14 protein-coding genes are annotated in these 18,046 nt (G+C 57.1%); 7 read left to right on the top strand and 7 right to left on the bottom strand.

Annotated features, from left to right (window positions below):
- Positions 1-65: 65 nt before the first annotated feature.
- Positions 66-2,393, top strand: a complete 2,328-nt coding sequence (locus tag IAI47_RS01805) for a Tex family protein (protein ID WP_008926271.1) — start codon at positions 66-68, stop codon at positions 2,391-2,393.
- A gap of 127 nt (positions 2,394-2,520) precedes the next feature.
- Positions 2,521-4,206, top strand: coding sequence for an alpha-amylase family glycosyl hydrolase (locus tag IAI47_RS01800; RefSeq protein WP_008926272.1), 1,686 nt, complete (start codon positions 2,521-2,523; stop codon positions 4,204-4,206).
- On the opposite strand, the gene IAI47_RS01795 is transcribed toward IAI47_RS01800, so the two are convergent.
- A complete protein-coding gene (locus IAI47_RS01795) occupies positions 4,207-4,476 on the bottom strand; it encodes a YdgH/BhsA/McbA-like domain containing protein (protein ID WP_003853019.1) in 270 nt (89 codons plus the stop codon).
- Positions 4,477-4,647: 171 nt separating this feature from the next.
- Positions 4,648-5,424, bottom strand: a complete 777-nt coding sequence (bioH, locus tag IAI47_RS01790) for a pimeloyl-ACP methyl ester esterase BioH (RefSeq protein WP_008926273.1) — start codon at positions 5,422-5,424, stop codon at positions 4,648-4,650.
- A 34-nt stretch (positions 5,425-5,458) separates the two neighbouring features.
- On the opposite strand from bioH, the gene gntX reads away from it, so the two are divergent.
- Positions 5,459-6,139 carry a DNA utilization protein GntX gene (gene gntX / locus IAI47_RS01785; RefSeq protein WP_003853023.1) on the top strand — a complete coding sequence of 227 codons (681 nt, stop codon included), beginning with the start codon at positions 5,459-5,461 and terminating at the stop codon, positions 6,137-6,139.
- A gap of 58 nt (positions 6,140-6,197) precedes the next feature.
- Positions 6,198-6,773, top strand: a complete 576-nt coding sequence (nfuA, locus tag IAI47_RS01780; RefSeq protein WP_003853024.1) for a Fe-S biogenesis protein NfuA — start codon at positions 6,198-6,200, stop codon at positions 6,771-6,773.
- A gap of 35 nt (positions 6,774-6,808) precedes the next feature.
- Here nfuA and malQ read toward each other — a convergent pair whose 3' ends face one another.
- The 5 genes from malQ to glpE all read right to left on the bottom strand — a co-directional run bounded on the left by malQ (position 6,809) and on the right by glpE (position 13,432).
- Positions 6,809-8,890, bottom strand: coding sequence for a 4-alpha-glucanotransferase (gene malQ, locus IAI47_RS01775; protein ID WP_008926274.1), 2,082 nt, complete (start codon positions 8,888-8,890; stop codon positions 6,809-6,811).
- Positions 8,891-8,899: 9 nt separating this feature from the next.
- Positions 8,900-11,305: a maltodextrin phosphorylase gene (gene malP / locus IAI47_RS01770; RefSeq protein ID WP_008926275.1), complete on the bottom strand. Its 2,406-nt coding sequence runs from the start codon at positions 11,303-11,305 to the stop codon at positions 8,900-8,902.
- Positions 11,306-11,465: 160 nt separating this feature from the next.
- The gene (locus tag IAI47_RS01765) at positions 11,466-12,224 is read right to left on the bottom strand and encodes a DeoR/GlpR family transcriptional regulator (protein WP_003853028.1); all 759 of its coding nucleotides are present in this window, start codon (positions 12,222-12,224) and stop codon (positions 11,466-11,468) included.
- 30 nt (positions 12,225-12,254) lie between these two features.
- A complete protein-coding gene (gene glpG, locus IAI47_RS01760; protein WP_033743324.1) occupies positions 12,255-13,076 on the bottom strand; it encodes a rhomboid family intramembrane serine protease GlpG in 822 nt (273 codons plus the stop codon).
- A gap of 29 nt (positions 13,077-13,105) precedes the next feature.
- Positions 13,106-13,432: a thiosulfate sulfurtransferase GlpE gene (gene glpE / locus IAI47_RS01755; protein WP_003853030.1), complete on the bottom strand. Its 327-nt coding sequence runs from the start codon at positions 13,430-13,432 to the stop codon at positions 13,106-13,108.
- 227 nt (positions 13,433-13,659) lie between these two features.
- Between glpE and glpD the strand changes: the two genes are divergently transcribed.
- From glpD to IAI47_RS01740, 3 genes are all read left to right on the top strand, one after another.
- Complete coding sequence (gene glpD / locus IAI47_RS01750) at positions 13,660-15,165, top strand: glycerol-3-phosphate dehydrogenase (protein WP_003853033.1); 1,506 nt, start codon at positions 13,660-13,662, stop codon at positions 15,163-15,165.
- 359 nt (positions 15,166-15,524) lie between these two features.
- Positions 15,525-17,180 (top strand): malonate decarboxylase subunit alpha, encoded by a 1,656-nt coding sequence (mdcA, locus tag IAI47_RS01745; RefSeq protein WP_187961167.1) that lies wholly within the window; start codon positions 15,525-15,527, stop codon positions 17,178-17,180.
- Complete coding sequence (locus IAI47_RS01740; RefSeq protein WP_008926276.1) at positions 17,180-18,040, top strand: triphosphoribosyl-dephospho-CoA synthase; 861 nt, start codon at positions 17,180-17,182, stop codon at positions 18,038-18,040. Before mdcA ends, IAI47_RS01740 begins: the two co-directional genes overlap by 1 nt.
- The last annotated feature ends 6 nt before the right edge of the window (positions 18,041-18,046 follow it).

Here is an 18,046-nt window from a genome sequence, read left to right as displayed (position 1 = left end):
CAATTTTAACCATCAATCCGTATAACTGTCGGCTATTTCTCAACCCGGAAAGCAAGACAGTCCTGATGATGAAAGTTCTGAGCCAGATAATTGCCAGTGAGCTACAGGCGCGACCAGAGCAGGTTGACGCCGCCGTTCGCCTGTTAGATGAAGGGAATACCGTGCCGTTTATCGCACGCTATCGTAAAGAGGTAACCGGCGGGCTGGATGACACCCAACTGCGTCAGCTGGAAACCCGTCTCAGCTATCTGCGCGAACTTGAAGATCGACGCCAGTCGATTCTGAAGTCGATTGACGATCAGGGAAAACTCACTGACGACCTCGCCCGCGCCATCAACACCACCCTCAGCAAAACCGAGCTTGAAGACCTCTACCTGCCCTACAAACAGAAACGCCGGACGCGTGGACAGATCGCTATTGAAGCCGGTCTGGAACCGCTGGCGGACACGCTCTGGCAGGAGCCCTCTCACATCCCTGAGCAACTTGCTGAACAGTATGTCGATGCGGACAAAGGCGTTGCTGACGTCCGTGCCGCGCTGGATGGTGCCCGCTATATTCTGATGGAGCGTTTCGCCGAGGATGCCGCGCTGCTGGCCAAAGTGCGTAACTATCTGTGGAAAAATGCCCATCTGGTGTCACGTGTGGTGGAAGGCAAAGAGGAAGCGGGCGCGAAGTTCCGTGACTACTTTGACCACCACGAAGCGCTGAGCAGTGTGCCGTCACACCGTGCGCTGGCGATGCTGCGTGGCCGTAACGAAGGCGTACTGCAACTGTCGCTGAATGCTGACCCGCAGTTTGATGAAGCACCACGTGAAAGCCACGGCGAAACGCTGATCGCTGAACACCTGAATCTGCGCCTGAACAACGCGCCAGCCGACAGCTGGCGTAAAGCGGTGGTGAGCTGGACGTGGCGCATCAAGGTGATGCTGCATCTTGAAACGGAGTTGATGGGTACAGTGCGCGAACGCGCAGAAGATGAAGCCATTAACGTCTTTGCCCGCAACCTGCACGATTTGCTGATGGCGGCGCCAGCGGGCATGCGCGCCACTATGGGACTGGATCCCGGCCTGCGCACCGGCGTTAAAGTCGCGGTGGTCGATGCCACCGGTAAAGTCGTGGCGACCGATACCGTCTATCCGCACACCGGCCAGACTGCCAAAGCCGCCGCTGCCGTCGCCGCGCTCTGCATTAAGCATCAGGTTGAGCTGGTGGCGATTGGCAACGGAACCGCCTCACGTGAAACCGAGCGCTTCTTCCTGGATTTGCAGCAGCAGTTCCCGCAGGTGACGGCGCAGAAAGTCATTGTCAGTGAAGCCGGCGCCTCCGTTTACTCGGCCTCTGAACTGGCGGCGCTGGAGTTCCCGGATCTCGATGTTTCACTACGTGGCGCGGTGTCTATCGCACGACGTCTGCAGGATCCGCTGGCTGAGCTGGTGAAAATCGACCCGAAATCCATCGGTGTCGGTCAGTACCAGCATGACGTCAGTCAGAGCCAGCTGGCGAAGAAACTCGACGCCGTGGTAGAGGATTGCGTGAACGCCGTCGGCGTTGACCTCAACACCGCCTCGGTGCCGCTGCTGACCCGCGTCGCGGGCCTGACGCGCATGATGGCGCAGAACATTGTCGGCTGGCGTGACGAGAATGGCCGCTTCCAGAACCGCCAGCAGTTGCTGAAAGTGAGTCGTCTTGGGCCAAAAGCCTTTGAACAGTGTGCGGGCTTCCTGCGCATCAACCACGGTGATAACCCGCTGGATGCCTCAACGGTTCACCCGGAAGCGTATCCGGTCGTCGAACGTATTCTGGCCGCCACCGAGCAGGCCCTCAGCGATCTGATGGGTAATGCTGGCAGCCTGCGTAACCTCAGCCCGCGCGATTTTATTGATGAGCGTTTTGGTCTGCCGACCGTTACCGACATCATGAAAGAGCTGGAGAAACCGGGTCGCGATCCGCGTCCTGAGTTTAAGACTGCGCAGTTTGCGGAAGGCGTTGAAACACTGAACGATCTGACGCCGGGCATGATCCTTGAAGGTGCCGTCACCAACGTCACTAACTTCGGTGCGTTTGTGGATATCGGCGTGCATCAGGATGGCCTGGTGCATATCTCGTCGCTTTCTGATCGCTTCGTGGAAGATCCCCATCAGGTGGTGAAAGCCGGCGATATCGTCAAAGTGAAAGTGATGGAAGTCGATCTCCAGCGTAAACGTATCGCCCTCACCATGCGTCTTGATGAGCAGCCAGGCGAAGGCAATGCACGGGGTGGCGCGAAGAATGCCGCGCCGCGCGAAGAGAAACGTCCGGCTGCAGGTAAAGGCCGTCCGCGTCCAGCCAGCGCATCCGCAGGCAACAGTGCAATGGGTGATGCACTGGCTGCGGCATTCGGTAAAAAACGCTAAGCTTTTCAGGGGGCCGCATCAGGCCCCCTCTTCACACGCTTTCCCCCGGTTGAAAATCCCCATCATCGCGCTACGCTAAAAAGAAGCCTGTCATAAAAACAACACCTGCTGTGGCACCCAATTCACGATGGAAACGATCACCGATCTGATTGATAAGATTTATGCTGGCACATTCCCGGAGGCGACCTTAGCGCGCCTGAAGGCTGACATTGCCACAGCCCGCGAGGCGATTAAGCTGCCGCGCAAGGCCCACTGGGATGAGCAGGATGTGGTGCTCATCACCTACGCCGACCAGTTTCGTGAAACCGATAAACCCACGCTCAATACCTTTTCCCGTTTCTATCAGCAGCACCTGCAATCCACCTTTCCGTTGGTTCACCTGCTACCTTTTTTCCCCTGGTCGTCCGACGACGGATTTTCGGTGATTAATTACCACGAGGTCGATCCGGTGTGTGGCGACTGGCAGGATATTTCGCGTTTGCATCAGGAAACCCGCCTGATGTTCGACTTCGTCTGCAACCATATGTCGGCAAAAAGCGCCTGGTTCAGCCACTTTCTGGCGCAGGATCCCGGCTGGGACGATTTCTTTATCAGCATGCCACCCTCCACGGATCTCAGCGCCGTGACGCGCCCACGCACCTCGCCGCTGCTGACACCGTTTAAGATGGCGGATGGTGATACCCGCTTCATCTGGACCACCTTCAGTGCCGACCAGATTGATCTTAACTTTGCCAATCCTGAGGTATTGTTGCGCATGGTCAACGTGTTGCTCGACTACCTGGTCCGTGGCGCCGACTATGTGCGCCTTGATGCGGTCGGCTATATGTGGAAAACGCCAGGCACGCGCTGTATTCATCTGGAAAAGACCCATCAACTGGTGAAGCTGTTCCGCGCGATTGCCAACCATGTCGCGCCAGGTACGGTGATTATTACCGAGACTAACGTGCCGCATCAGGACAACATCAGCTACCTGGGCAACGGGCACGATGAAGCGCAGATGGTTTATCAGTTTTCGCTGCCGCCACTGGTGCTGCATGCCATTCACACCGGCTCGGCGCGCGCGTTGCGGCAGTGGGCCAGCTCATTGGATCTCAGTAGTAATGACACCACTTTCTTCAACTTCCTGGCGTCACACGATGGTATCGGGCTGAATCCGGCGCGCGGCATCCTGTCTGAAGTGGAGATTGTGTCGCTGGTGCGCGACCTGGCGCTGGAGGGCGCGCTGGTCTCCTATAAAAATAACCCTGACGGTAGCACCAGCCCCTATGAAATTAATGTCACGTTTCTGGATGCGCTGAACCGTGAAGCGGATGATGATGCCACGCGGCTGAAACGCTTCCTGCTGGCCCATGCGATTCTGCTGGTCTTTCCTGGCGTGCCGGCCATCTATATCCAGAGCATTCTGGGCGGTCGTAACCATTATGATGGCGTGCGGGCCGCCGGACATAACCGGGCGATTAACCGTCAGAAGTATGATTTACAGCAGATTGAGGCGGCCCTGGCGGGTGGTGACTGGCTGCGTCAGCAGATTTATACCCGACTCAGCCAGTTGATCCAGCTGCGTCGTCGTCAGCCCGCATTCCATCCTGATAATCCGATGACGATCTACGACAGCGAAAACGCCCTGCTGGTGCTCAGCCGTCATCAGCCAGAAAGCGGCGGCGGATTGCTATGCGTGTTTAATCTGAGTGGCCGGTCAGTGGAAACGCGATTGCCGGTGGCGCATACGTTGCAGGATGTGGTGAGCGGAGAGAAGATTGATGGCACCCAGCCGGTTAAGCTGGATGCCTGGCAGTTCATGTGGCTGCGTTAATTACTTGTAGACTTCAGCCGTTGCACTGAATTTACCGTGTTCGCGACCGGCGATCACCAGGTAGTATTTCCCGCCTTTTTCGTCAGCGAGCTTAGACAGTACTTTTTTAGCATCCATTGGCGAGGTGGTTTCCGCTGTGGTGTTAACGGTGCCAATTTTCTGCAGGTTCATTGTCTTAACTTCTTCTTTGGTGACTTCCTTCGCTGCCATCGCAGAAAATGAAATCGCGCCCATCATCATTGAAGCCACAACCCATTTAAAAACCTTCATTATGTTTACCCTCATTCATGATCCATTGTGAGATGTAAGCAGCCGCTAAACGCGTAAGGCAGTATGGAACGGCATAGTCATTTCCGTGACTAATCACATAAAATTGCAGCGGCCTTGCTCACAAAGAGAAGTATTGATGCTGTTAACGATTTTTGCCAACCCGTAGCACGACTATCCCTCTAAACTGCTGATAAAATTAATAATGTGCTGACAAAACATCTCTGGATGAGAAATAAAAGGTGCATGTGCTGCTTTTTCGATAATCACAGAGAGCGAGGCTGGCAACATTTCATCGATCTCAGCAGCAATCCGACGCGGCACCAGACCATCTAATGCCCCGTAGAGTCGCAAAAACGGCAATGTGATCTGCGGTAACGCGTCGCGCAGGTCGACCTGACGCAGAATGTCGAGCCCGCCATCCAGCACCGCCACCGCCGGCACGGGTTGTGACAGTACCACCTCTTTCAGCTGTCGCGCATCGGCACGCGCCGTTTCGGTGCCCAGCGTCTGCAGCGCCAGAAAGCGCTCCACCGTGCGCTGAAAATCATTACTGAGCATCTGCTGAAAGTTCTGCAGCGTTTCCGGTTTAATGCCGGGCCAGTGCTCTGTGGCGGTGAAACAGGGTGATGATGCAACGGTAATCAGGGCGTCCAGCTTTTCTGGCGCGGTCAGCGCAAGCTGCGTCGCGACCAGTCCGCCCAGCGACCAGCCCACCACAATGGCCTGCGGTGGCAGGAAAGGCATTATCTGCTCAGCCATCTGCTCCAGTGTCAGCGCGTCAACGTTCTGGCTGCGACCATAACCGGGCAGGTCGACCAGATGCAGACGGTAATGCGCGCTGAGTCGCGGAATAATGCTTTGCCAGACTTCGGCATTCAGTCCCCATCCGTGCAGCAGCACAAGATCGCGTTTTCCTTCTCCGCAGGTGTGCCAGTAGAGCGACGTCATCAGTTACTATCCCGAAAATGATAAGGAGGTCGCTATGCTAGCAATGCCCGCCCTGTGTTGGCTATGCCGGATGCCGTTGCGGATAGCCCGGCACGGTATCTGCAGCTTATGTTTACGCAAATTACCGCCATTACCGCGGCTCTGCCCACGCTGTGGGTTACCGGCAGGATCAGAAAAGGTCGCCTGTGGCCGCTGCCAGCTTAAACCGCCCGCCTGGCAGGCGCTGGTCTGCGTTAATGACTATTGTCTGCCGTTCAGCCAGTGGGTTAATCAGCTTAAATTTTCTCACATAACCGCACTCAGGGTGATGCTGGCGCGGCTGATTTTGCTAAGCTGGCTTAATGTTTACCGACGCGGTGATGTGCCGCGTCCTGATCTGCTGCTGCCGGTTCCGCTGCACCAGCGACGACGCTGGCAGCGCGGCTTCAACCAGACTGTCCTGCTGGCCGCACCGCTGGCGCACTGGCTGGGATGTGAATGGCGTGAAGGGCTTTCCCGCACGCGCAGAGGCGCATTACAGCATCAGCTCAGCGCCCGCCAGCGCCGCACTAACTTACGCGGTGCTTTCCGCCTTGAAATGGCGGTGCAGGGACGCCATATCGCTTTGCTGGATGACGTCATTACCACCGGCAGTACCGTAGATGAAATCAGTCGTCTTTTACTGGCGCAGGGTGCTGCCAGCGTGCAGGTCTGGTGTCTGTGCCGTACCTTGTAGCGCGTCATTGATGGGCGTATTATAACCAACTAAATTAGTCAACTATTGAGCAATCGACATGATCCGAATTACTGACTCTGCCCAGGAACATTTTTCTAAACTGCTATCCAAACAAGAAGATGGCACCCAGATTCGCGTATTCGTGATTAACCCGGGTACGCCAACAGCCGAGTGTGGCGTCTCTTACTGTCCGCCCGATGCTGTTGAAGCCACCGATACTGAACTGAAGTTCGAGAAGCTCTCAGCGTATGTTGATGAACTGAGCAAACCTTATCTGGAAGATGCGGAAATCGACTTTGTGACTGATAATCTGGGTTCTCAGCTGACGCTGAAAGCGCCGAATGCCAAGATGCGCAAAGTCTCTGATGATGCGCCAATGGTTGAGCGCGTTGAGTACCTGCTGCAGGCGCAGATCAACCCACAGCTCGCTGGCCACGGCGGTCGCGTATCGCTGATGGAGATCACCGAAGATGGTTACGCCATTCTGCAGTTTGGCGGCGGCTGTAACGGCTGTTCGATGATCGATGTGACCCTGAAAGATGGTATCGAGAAAGAGCTGCTGGCTGCCTTCCCGGAACTGAAAGGCGTGCGGGATATTACCGAGCATCAGCGTGGCGAACACTCGTTCTACTGATGATAAAGCGCGGCAGCCTGACTGCCGCGCTATTTTTATTGCCCTTTCTGTCCTGACTGACGCTGCTCACTGACCACCTTCAGCAGCGTATTCACCTCCTTGTCCGCAAAGATCGCCTCCAGCGTTTTGCTCAGCTTGCGTCGCCAGTTAGGGTACTGATCTACCGTGCCCGGCACGTTGACCGGCGTGGTCATACCGAGCCAGTCCTCAGGCTGCAGGCCAAGCAGCGCACTCTCGGTATCCGCCAGGAAGCGATGGATGGCCCGGTTCAGCGCAGGCGTCATGGTCAGCTTCTCCGCCTTCTTCTGACTGCGGGCCGGTAAGGCACCTGCCTGATGCAGCGCATCCAGCAGCGCCTGTTTCTGCGCGGCACGCTGTTGATGCAGCGCTTTCACTGCATCGCCCGGATAAAGGCCCAGCTTCTCACCCAGATCCAGGTCGCCCTGCTCCCAGAAACCGGTCAGCGTCGGCAGATCATGGGTACTGGCGCTGGCGATAGACTGGCGTGGATAGTCCTGCGGCGCGCGATAACGCTGATCTTTCTCCTGCTCAAACCAGAGCACCTTCCATGAAAAGACACCGCTTTTACGCAGCAGGCTGATAATTTCCTGAGGCACGGTGCCCAGGTCTTCACCAATCACCATGCAGCGCAGCCGGTGGCTCTCCAGCGCCAGGATGCCCAGCAGGTCATTGACCGGATAGGCGACATAGGCGCCTTTATCCGCCGTCTCTCCGGCGGGTACCCACCACAGACGCAGTAGAGACATCACATGGTCGATACGCAATGCCCCGCAGTCGCGCATGTTGGCGCGCAGCATGTCGATGAACGGCTGATAGCCCCGCGCCTGCATCACATGCGGGTCCATCGGCGGCAAGCCCCAGTTTTGTCCCAGCGGCCCCAGACGATCGGGTGGTGCACCCACTGAAGCTTTAAGGCGATAAAGCTCCGGGTCGTGCCAGGTTTCCGCACTGCCCTCTGCTACGCCCACCGCCAGATCACGATAAAGCCCCACACTCATGCCCAGCGCCTGACTGTGCGTCCAGCAGGCCGAGAACTGCTGCTGTGCCAGCCATTGCAGCCACTGCCAGAACGCGATCTCCTCTTCATGCTGCTCACACCACTGCTGCACCTCAGGTAACTGGCTGTTACGCCACGCTTCCGGCCATGCAGGCCAGCCGCCCTGCTGCGTCTTGTCCGCCTGCCGCTCCAGCTGGATGCCGTCGTAAGCCGCCTGATAACGCAGGCTGTCGCCGCCTTCACGTACAAAATCTGCCCAGGATTGATGCTCTTCGCTCTGGTTATCACGCGCCTGGAAGTGGGCCCAGGCGTGCCGCAGCGCAGTGAGCTTAAGCGCCATCACGGCCTCGTAGTCAACCCACTCTGCCTCTCGCGCTTTGGTCAGCGCCTTCTGGGTTTTGGCACTTTTCCACCACTTCTGTGCTGCCGCGCTTTGCTGAAAATCGGCGACCTGACTGACGTCGATATAAATCACATTCAGCCAGCGGCGGGATGACGGACTGTACGGGCTGGCGAAACCGGCGCTGGCGGGATAGAGCGCATGCAGCGGATTCAGCCCGACAAAATCGCCGCCGCGCTCAGCCAGTTGCACCAGCAGCTGGTCAAGGTCGCCGAAGTCGCCAATGCCCCAGTTCTGTTCAGATCGCACCGTGTAGAGCTGCACCAGCGCGCCCCAGCGTTTCTCTCCCGCCTCCAGCGCTGGCGGCAGATAGCAGCGGCGCGGCGCGACAATAATCCGCGTCTGCCAGCGCTTCTTTCCTTTAGTGAGCGTGAGCTGGTGATAACCTTGTGTCAGCGGCCCCGGCAGCGAAAAAGGCTCTCCGGCGGTTAACTCGCCGCTAAACTGCTTGCCCTTTTCGGTCTGCAACTGCCAGCTGTAGACGCCGCTGCCCTGTGGCGTCAATTGCCGTTTGCCACTGCCGCTGAACACCGCGACCGGCGGCAGCGGTGATTTTTTGGCATCCTGCGGATCGTCCATTACCGCCAGCAGCGCGCGTTTGGTCTCATCGCTGATCGCCGCTTTCTCGCCGTTAACGTTGATGTAATCCAGTGAAATTCCCGCGGCACGGGCGGCCTGATCGAGTGCATTTTGCTTCATTGCTGCTCCTTAGCGCGGTGCCTGCCAGATACGTTGCTGATAGTCACGAATGGAACGGTCCGAACTGAACATGCCGGTTCGGGCCGTATTGAGGATAGCGGCGCGGGTCCAGCCTTCCGGGTCACGCCACAGGGCTTCCACCCGTTGCTGTGCCTCGACATAGGCCTGAAAATCAGCCAGCACCAGCCAGGGATCGCCATTTTTGGTCAGGCTCTCCAGCATCAGGTCAAACGCATGTTTATCCCCGCCGCTGAATTTGCCTTTCTCCAGCGATTTCAGTAAATCGTCCAGCGGCTTGTTCTGCTTACGCACCTTTTTCGGGTTGTAGCCTTTCGCTTTGAGCGCCTTCACCTCATCCACGGTGTGACCGAAGATAAAGATATTCTCCTCACCCACCTGTTCAGCAATTTCGACATTCGCACCATCCAGCGTGCCAATGGTCAGCGCGCCATTCAGCGCCAGCTTCATGTTGCCAGTGCCGGAGGCTTCATAACCGGCTGTAGAGATCTGCTCGGAGAGATCGGCCGCCGGGATCATCAGTTCAGCCACGGTGATGCGGTAGTCCGGGATAAACACCACTTTGAGCCTGTCACCCACCCGCGGGTCGTTGTTCACCACCTCCGCAACCTTGTTAATGGCGTAGATAATATTTTTTGCCAGGTAGTAACCCGGCGCGGCTTTGGCCCCGAACAGGAACACCCGCGGCGTGAAGGTGACATCTTCCGGGTTGTTCAGAAGCTTCTGATAGCAGTAGAGGATATGCAGCAGGCTGAGGTGCTGGCGCTTGTACTCATGCAGACGTTTGATCTGCACATCGAACAGCGCCGCCGGGTTCGCGATGATGCCGGTATGGCGGGCGATATACTCTGTGAGCTGCGCTTTGTTCTGCTGTTTGATGCTGCGATAGCGCTGACGAAACGCCTGATCGTCGGCATACGACTCCAGACCGGTTAACGCATCAAGGTTATTGGCCCACTCCGTTTTCAGCGTCTCATCAATCAGTGCCGCCAGCGCCGGATTACACTGCTTCAGCCAGCGACGCGGCGTAATGCCGTTGGTGACGTTGTGGAATTTTTGCGGCCAGAGCTGGTGATATTCCGGGAAGAGATCGCTGACCACCAGGCGGGAGTGCAGTGCCGCCACGCCGTTGACCGCAAAGCCACTTACCACGCAGAGATTGGCCATGCGCACCTGTCCGTCCGCCACCACCGCCAGCTTGTGCCACATCGCTTTGTCATCCGGCCAGTGCTGTTTCACCTGCTTTTTCAGCCGCTGATTAATCTCTTTGATAATCAGCATATGGCGCGGCAGCAGGCTGCGCATCAGCTTCTCATCCCAGCGCTCCAGCGCCTCGGGCATCAGCGTGTGGTTGGTGTAAGCGAACAAACGGCTGGTGATATGCCACGCCTCATCCCAGCTTAGCTGATGTTCATCCAGCAGCACACGCAGCATCTCGGGGATGGCGATGGTTGGATGGGTATCGTTGAGCTGGATCACCTCGAAGTCCGGCAGACTGTGAATGCTGCGGCCCGCCAGATGGTGACGGCGCAGGATGTCGGCTACGGCGCAGGCACACTGAAAATATTGCTGCATCAAACGCAGCCGCTTGCCGGCCTGATGGTTGTCATTGGGATAGAGCACTTTGGTGAGTTTTGCCGCCTCAATACCAGGCTGCTCCGCCTGAAGGAAATTGCCGTCGTTAAAGGCCGTCAGGTCAAACGGGTGCGCACTCACGGCCTGCCACAGGCGCAGCGGCAGTGTCACGCCGTTGCGGTAGCCGGTCACCGGCAAATCCCAGGCCTCACCACGCAGCGTAAAATCGGGAAGCCAGCGTACACCGCCATCCTCACGCTTTTCCACCCGGCCGCCCATCGCAACGTCCACATCCAGCGCCGCATTGTGACGAAACCACGGATAGCGTTCACGCTGCCAGTCATCGGGCGCTTCAATCTGCTTACCCTCCTCGAAAGACTGGCGGAACAGGCCATACTGATAATTCAGCCCGTGGCCGGTGGCGGACTGCCCCACCGTTGCCATCGAATCCATATAGCAGGCGGCGAGTCGCCCCAGCCCGCCGTTGCCGAGTGCCGGGTCGATCTCCTGCTCCAGCAATTCGGTTAAATCAAGTTGCTGCTCAGCCAGCGCCGCTTTGACCTCGTCATACCAGCCGAGATTCAGCAGATTGTTGCCGGTCAGACGACCAATGAGAAACTCCATCGACAGGTAATTTACGTGACGCTGCTGCTTAGCCGGACGCGGTGCCGGCTGGGTATCGAGCAGTTCTGCCAGTGCCGCACTGACCGCCTGCCACGCCTGGTGCGAGGTCATCTGTTGGGCGGAATGGAGACTCAACTGTTGCCACTGTCGGGTCAGAGCAGCGGTAAAACGGGCTTTATTAAATTTTTGCTGCGGCATATCACTCCCTTCTGTTACGCAATGAGGTGAAGCAAAACAAAAATAGAAAGCGCACGGGCTGGCAACCGGGTGCCAGCAACCGTTAAGTTAAGACGTGAGTGGGGGAAAAAGCGACAACAATCAAAGAAAAACGCCAGCCGGGCGGCTGGCGTCGCAGGAATCAGCAGAGTTCGAGGTGAACCTCATGCTGCTCAATCACTTTCATGACGCTGGCTGGCGGCATTTTATCGGTGTAGAGATAATCCAGCAGACTCATGTTGCCAAGGTTAACCATGGCATTTCGGCCAAATTTCGAATGATCCACCACCAGCATCGCGCAGCGTGAATTTTCTATAATCGCGCGTTTGGTGCGGACTTCGTGATAGTCGAACTCCAGCAGCGACCCATCCATGTCGATGCCGCTGATCCCCAGGATGCCGTAATCGAGCCGGAACTGAGAAATAAAGTCGAGCGTCGCTTCCCCCATCACGGCGCCATCGCGGGTGCGCACTTCACCGCCCGCGATAATCACCCGGAAATCGGGTTTGCCCATTAACAGCATCGCGACGTTAAGGTTATTGGTCACCACACGTAAATTGCTGTGGTTGAGCAGCGCATGCGCCACCGCTTCCGGCGTGGTGCCAATATCAATAAACAGCGTAGCGCCATCCGGGATCTGGCTGGCAACACGCTGCGCAATCCGCGCTTTTTCCGCTGACCACATCATTTTGCGATCGTGCCAGGCGGTATTCTCAGAGCTGGAAGGAAGCGCCGCGCCGCCGTGGTGGCGCTGAATTTTGTTTTGATCGGCCAAATCGTTGAGGTCGCGACGAATGGTCTGCGGGCTGACCTCAAAATGATCTACCAGCTCCTCAGTACTGACATATCCCTGACGACGGACTAAATCGATAATCGCGTCATGACGTTGCGTCTGCTTCACGTTCCTCTCCTGTTAACCCGCTAAACCTGTCTATCGACGCGTGACGTTACGCGTATCGACCAGCGCCATCGCCAGCCCCACCACCAGACCAGCAACGTGCGCCGCGTTGGCAATCGCCAGACCAAAGACGCCGAACCAGCCAATCACCAGCCAGACCACCGCAAAACCGATCAATCCCCGTTCAAGATAGACGCCGCTGTCGGGATCGCGCTCACCGCGTAGCCAGCAGTAACCCATCAGGGCATAGACCACGCCCGACAGACCACCAAACCAGATGCCACTGAACTTCGCCTGCAGCCAGCCGCTGAGCAGCGCCGAAATCAGCATAATTACAAACAGTTTGCCGCTGCCCAGACGCTTTTCAACCGCGCCGCCGAGATACCACCACCACATCAGATTAAACAGGATGTGCAGCAGTGAAAAGTGCAGCAGCGCATGACTGAACCAGCGCCAGACCTGAAGATGCTGGTCGGCATCCGGCCAGGAGAGCCACGCCATCACGGCCTGATCGCCCATGACCTGCATCAGAATAAAGACCGCGATGCAGAGCACCATCAGGGTCATGGTCAGCGGACCGGCACGCTCGCGGATGTTCGCCCAGATATTGCTGCGCTCATAGCGCAAACCGCTGTCAGTCTTGCCGCTGTGCCAGCTGGCGGCCTGATAGCGCGGATGGTTAGGGTCGTGCAGAAACTGCTGAAGTTCGTTTTCGACCACTGCAATCTTGCTCTCATCATCCAGCATGATGACGTAGTGATTTTCATGCTCGATACGCAACGTGATGCCCTGCGTCGCCATGTAGTCAACAAACGCCTGCGCCATGCGCGGCTGATTAAATTGGGTAATGCGCATCATTAACTCTCCATGTGACGAGCAGCAAGCTATTCACTGCCAGAGGCAACCTGCTGAGGGAAGGCGGCACGCCAGGCATCAAAGCCGCCATCAATGCTGTACGCCGCGCTGAAGCCCTGTCCCAGAAGATACTGCGCCGCACTTTTGCTGCTATTACCGTGATAGCACATCACCAGCACGGGCAGGCTTTGATCCGCGCCACTGACAAACTCGCTGAGGTTGGCGTTGGTCAGATGCAGCGCGCCCGCCGCATGGCCAAGGGCATAACTTTGCGGATCACGGATATCCACCAGCAGCGCACCCTGCGCCAGACGCGCCTGCGCCTGCTGCACATCAATACATTCAAACGTTTCCATGGGATCTCTCATAACAGCATCACAATAGCGCGTAGTGTAACCCGATAATCCGCGCCGATAACCTGACAATCGTTACGGCTATCTGTTTTTTTGGTGGGCAGAATGTTAGCTATATCACGCAAAAATGTTTTTACCGGGTTAAAGACTGGCGTAAATGTTGGTTTGCGATTATGATTATGCTCGAAAACGAACATAAGAGAACTATTCCGAACATCGGAGGAGATGACGTGGAAACCAAAGACCTGATCGTGATCGGCGGCGGCATCAACGGTGCCGGCATTGCAGCAGACGCTGCAGGACGCGGACTGTCGGTGTTAATGCTGGAGGCGCGGGATTTGGCTTGCGCGACCTCTTCAGCCAGCTCAAAACTGATTCATGGCGGCTTGCGCTACCTTGAACATTACGAATTCCGCCTGGTCAGTGAAGCACTGGCCGAGCGCGAAGTCCTGCTGAAAATGGCGCCGCACCTGGCGTTTCCGATGCGCTTCCGCTTGCCGCACCGTCCGCATCTGCGTCCGGCGTGGATGATTCGTACCGGCCTGTTCATGTATGACCATCTTGGCAAGCGTACCAGCCTGCCAGGCAGCAAAAGTTTGCGATTTGGCGCGGATTCGGCCCTGAAGCCAGAAATCACGCGCGGATTCGAATACTCCGACTGCTGGGTAGATGATGCCCGCATGGTCGTTCTGAATGCGCAGGAAGTGGTTAAGCATGGTGGCGAAGTGCGTACCCGTACTCGTGTCACCCGCGCCTGGCGTGAAGGTGGCCTGTGGATGGTCGAAGCCGAAGATGTTGATACCGGCAAAACCTTTACCTGGCAGGCGAAAGGTCTGGTCAACGCGGCAGGCCCGTGGGTCAAACAGCTGTTCGACGACAGCCTGAAGCTGAAATCGCCTTACGGTATCCGCCTGATTAAAGGCAGCCATATTGTGGTGCCGCGCGTCCATACCGAGAAACAGGCTTATATCCTGCAGAACGAAGATAACCGCATCGTGTTTGTCATTCCCTGGATGGATGAGTTCTCAATCATCGGCACCACCGATGTGGAATACAAAGGCGATCCGAAAAGCGTCCATATCGATGACAGCGAGACCGAGTACCTGCTGAAAGTGTTCAACGGACACTTTAAAAAGCAGCTGACCGCCGACGATATCGTCTGGTCTTACTCAGGTGTCCGTCCGCTGTGTGATGACGAATCTGATTCGCCGCAGGCGATCACTCGCGATTACACGCTGGATGTGCGCGATGATAACGGTCAGGCACCGCTGCTTTCCGTGTTTGGTGGCAAGCTGACCACTTATCGCAAGCTGGCAGAACATGCGCTGGAGAAACTGGCGAAGTACTATCCGAAAGCCGGCCCAGCCTGGACCAAAAACTGCGTGTTGCCGGGCGGTAATATCAACGGCACCAGCGATGATTACGCGGTCAGCCTGCGTCGTCGTTATCCGTTCATCACTGAAAACATGGCGCGCCACTTCTCACGCACTTACGGCAGCAGCACTGAAACCCTGCTGGCGGGTGCGAAAAGTCTGGACGATCTGGGTGAGAACTTCGGTCACGACTTCTATGAGGCGGAGTTACGCTACCTGGTGCAGCATGAATGGGTACGTGAGCTTGACGATGCTATCTGGCGTCGTACCAAACAGGGTATGTGGCTGACCAAAGAGCAGCAGGCCCGTGTGGCAGAGTGGCTGGCGGCGAAAGCCAAACCGGCACTGTCGCTGGCGTCATAAGCGAGCTATACAACAACAGAAAGCAGGCTTCGGCCTGCTTTTTTTATTGGCTGCTTATTCGGTTAATATTCAGGCCAGCCGCATCCTCACACCTCATCAGGAGAAACGCCTGTCAGCGAGCAAACCGGTCTGACTGTTTTTGTTCACAATAAATGCAGACCCTGGCAATTACCCACTGCAACCTTTTCTTCATGCTTCCCCGCGTAAACTCAACGCATCCTGACTGCATATCCCCCTTTTCGCCATTGTTACTTTAAATCTAACGTTCCGTTTTTTTGCTTAATTGAACACCGTTTTAAGAAAGCTCAGACTTCCCTCAGCATAAACGTCAACAAAGCGATTCAAATCCGGAGGTTGAAATGAACACAGGCCAAACGCCTGCCCGGGAGTGGAACACACGCCGCAGTGAAAAAGCGCGTCGTCTGGCCTCCTTTCCCCTTGATGGCAAAGTTATTCCTGCTGAAAGAGCCGTTGAAGCATTTGAACAGTTAATCGCACCAGGCGACCGCGTGGTACTGGAAGGGAATAACCAGAAGCAGGCTGACTTTTTATCCCGCACCCTGGCGGCGGTGAATCCGGCGAAAATTCACGACCTGCATATGATTATGCCCAGCGTCGGCCGCAGCGAACATCTCGATATTTTTGAAAAAGGCATTGCCCGCAAACTCGACTTCTCCTTCTCCGGTCCGCAGAGCCTGCGCATGTCTCAGCTGTTGCAGGATGGTCAGCTGGAAATCGGCGCGATTCACACCTATATCGAACTCTATTCCCGTCTCTACGTTGACCTCAGTCCGAATGTGGCGCTGATTGCCGGCTATAAAGCCGACCGCAAAGGCAACCTTTATACCGGCCCGAGTACCGAAGATACCCCGGCGCTGGTGGAGGCCGCTGCGTTTCGTGACTGTATCGTGATAGCCCAGGTCAACGAACTGGTCGATGACGAAACCGACCTGCCGCGCGTCGATATTCCTGGCTCCTGGATTGACTACATCGTGGTGGCAGATAAACCGTTCTTTATCGAACCGCTGTTTACCCGCGATCCGCGCCTGATTAAGCAGGAGCATATCCTGATGGCGATGATGGCGATTAAAGGCATCTACGCCGAGCATCAGGTGCAGTCGCTTAACCACGGTATCGGTTTTAACACCGCCGCGATCGAACTGCTGCTGCCCACCTACGGCGAACAGCTTGGTCTGAAAGGCAAAATCTGTAAGCACTGGGCGCTGAACCCGCATCCGACGCTGATCCCGGCCATCGAGAGCGGCTGGGTGGAGAGCGTGCACTGTTTCGGCGGCGAGCTGGGGATGGAAGAGTATATCCGCGCCCGTCCCGACATCTTCTTTACCGGCAGCGACGGTTCAATGCGCTCTAACCGTGCGTTCTGTCAGCTGGCAGGTCAGTACGCGGTCGATATGTTTATCGGTGCCACCCTGCAGGTTGATGGCCTGGCCAACTCCTCTACCGTCACCCGTGGTCGTCTTTCCGGCTTCGGTGGCGCGCCAAACATGGGTCACGATCCCCATGGCCGCCGCCACGCAACACCCGCCTGGCTGAATATGATCACCGAGCCAGACCCGATGCAGCGCGGTAAAAAACTGGTGGTGCAGATGGTCGAGACCTTCCAGGCCGGTGCAAAACCAACCTTCGTTGAAACCCTCGATGCGGTTGAGGTGGCGAAATCCTCCGGTATGCCACTGGCGCCGGTGATGATCTACGGCGATGACGTGACGCACGTGCTGACCGAGGAAGGTATCGCCTATCTCTATCGGGCAGAAAGCCTTGAGGAACGTCGCGCCATGGTCGCCGCAGTCGCCGGAATTACCGATATCGGTCTGGGTGTGGATGCAGCACGCGTCGCTGCCCTGCGTAAAAGCGGCAAAGTGGTTTACCCGGAGGATATGGGTATTCGTCGCTCCGATGCCACCCGCTCACTGCTTGCCGCTGGCAGCGTCGCTGACCTGGTTGAATGGTCAGATGGCCTGTACAACCCGCCTGCTAAATTCCGGAGCTGGTAATGAAACTCCTGTCACAGACTCATGCCGAGGCGCAGGCCAGTCATCTGGCGACGATTGCGCGCGATTGCCTGATTGATGAAGCACGCCTGAGCCCCAAGCCGGGTCTGGTAGACAGTCGGGGAAACGGCGCACATCGGGATCTGACGCTGGCGCTGATGGAGCGTTCTGCCCACAGCCTGATGCCCATCTTTCTGGCGCTGGCCCGTCACAGCTGGCTTCGTCCCGCCGACATCGCCCTGCGCGAAACAGTCGGTCGGCTCGGCCGCGATGGCGAACAGCAGATGATGGCAGCAACCGGCGGCGTGAACACCCATCGGGGCGCGATCTGGGCGCTGGGATTGCTGGTCAGTGCCGCTGCCATGCAGGGTGGCACAACCACGGCTGACACGCTGGCCCGCACCGCTGCCGCGCTGGCGAGCCTGCCCGACAGCCACGCCCCCAGAGTGTTCAGCAAAGGGTTAAAAGCGACGCACCGCTATCAGGTACCCGGCGCACGCGAAGAGGCGCAACAGGCATTTCCTCACGTGATGAAGCTGGCGCTGCCGCAGTTGCTGATCAGCCGTGCGGTGGGTGCCAGTGAGAGCGAAGCCCGGCTGGATGCGCTGATGGCAATCATGACTTCACTCAGCGATACCTGCGTGTTGTCACGTGCAGGCATGACCGGACTCGACGCCATGCAACAGGGCGCACGCGCCGTGCTGCTGGCAGGCGGCTGCCGTACAGCGGCGGGTCAGAGGGCGCTTCAGCAGCTTGACCGCCGGATGCTGGCGCTCAACGCCTCGCCGGGCGGAGCCGCCGATTTGCTGGCCGCAACGCTGTTTATCGATCGGGTCTGTTCGCCTGAACATTCTTATTTTTAGAGGCCA

The sequence above is a fragment of the Pantoea sp. MT58 genome, assembly GCF_014495885.1.
Lineage (GTDB): Bacteria > Pseudomonadota > Gammaproteobacteria > Enterobacterales > Enterobacteriaceae > Pantoea > Pantoea eucalypti.
Note: the sequence above shows the minus strand (reverse complement) of the source record. Positions and strands in the feature narration are given on the sequence as shown.

Bases quoted from the DNA above. Each gene is read 5' to 3' on its own strand.
- IAI47_RS01805 (WP_008926271.1), top strand. From the start codon at position 66: ATGATGAAAGTTCTGAGCCAGATAATTGCCAGTGAGCTACAGGCGCGA.
- IAI47_RS01800 (WP_008926272.1), top strand. From the start codon at position 2,521: ATGGAAACGATCACCGATCTGATTGATAAGATTTATGCTGGCACATTC.
- IAI47_RS01795 (WP_003853019.1), bottom strand. From the start codon at position 4,476: ATGAAGGTTTTTAAATGGGTTGTGGCTTCAATGATGATGGGCGCGATT.
- bioH (WP_008926273.1), bottom strand. From the start codon at position 5,424: ATGACGTCGCTCTACTGGCACACCTGCGGAGAAGGAAAACGCGATCTT.
- gntX (WP_003853023.1), top strand. From the start codon at position 5,459: ATGCTAGCAATGCCCGCCCTGTGTTGGCTATGCCGGATGCCGTTGCGG.
- nfuA (WP_003853024.1), top strand. From the start codon at position 6,198: ATGATCCGAATTACTGACTCTGCCCAGGAACATTTTTCTAAACTGCTA.
- malQ (WP_008926274.1), bottom strand. From the start codon at position 8,890: ATGAAGCAAAATGCACTCGATCAGGCCGCCCGTGCCGCGGGAATTTCA.
- malP (WP_008926275.1), bottom strand. From the start codon at position 11,305: ATGCCGCAGCAAAAATTTAATAAAGCCCGTTTTACCGCTGCTCTGACC.
- glpG (WP_033743324.1), bottom strand. From the start codon at position 13,076: ATGCGCATTACCCAATTTAATCAGCCGCGCATGGCGCAGGCGTTTGTT.
- glpE (WP_003853030.1), bottom strand. From the start codon at position 13,432: ATGGAAACGTTTGAATGTATTGATGTGCAGCAGGCGCAGGCGCGTCTG.
- mdcA (WP_187961167.1), top strand. From the start codon at position 15,525: ATGAACACAGGCCAAACGCCTGCCCGGGAGTGGAACACACGCCGCAGT.
- IAI47_RS01740 (WP_008926276.1), top strand. From the start codon at position 17,180: ATGAAACTCCTGTCACAGACTCATGCCGAGGCGCAGGCCAGTCATCTG.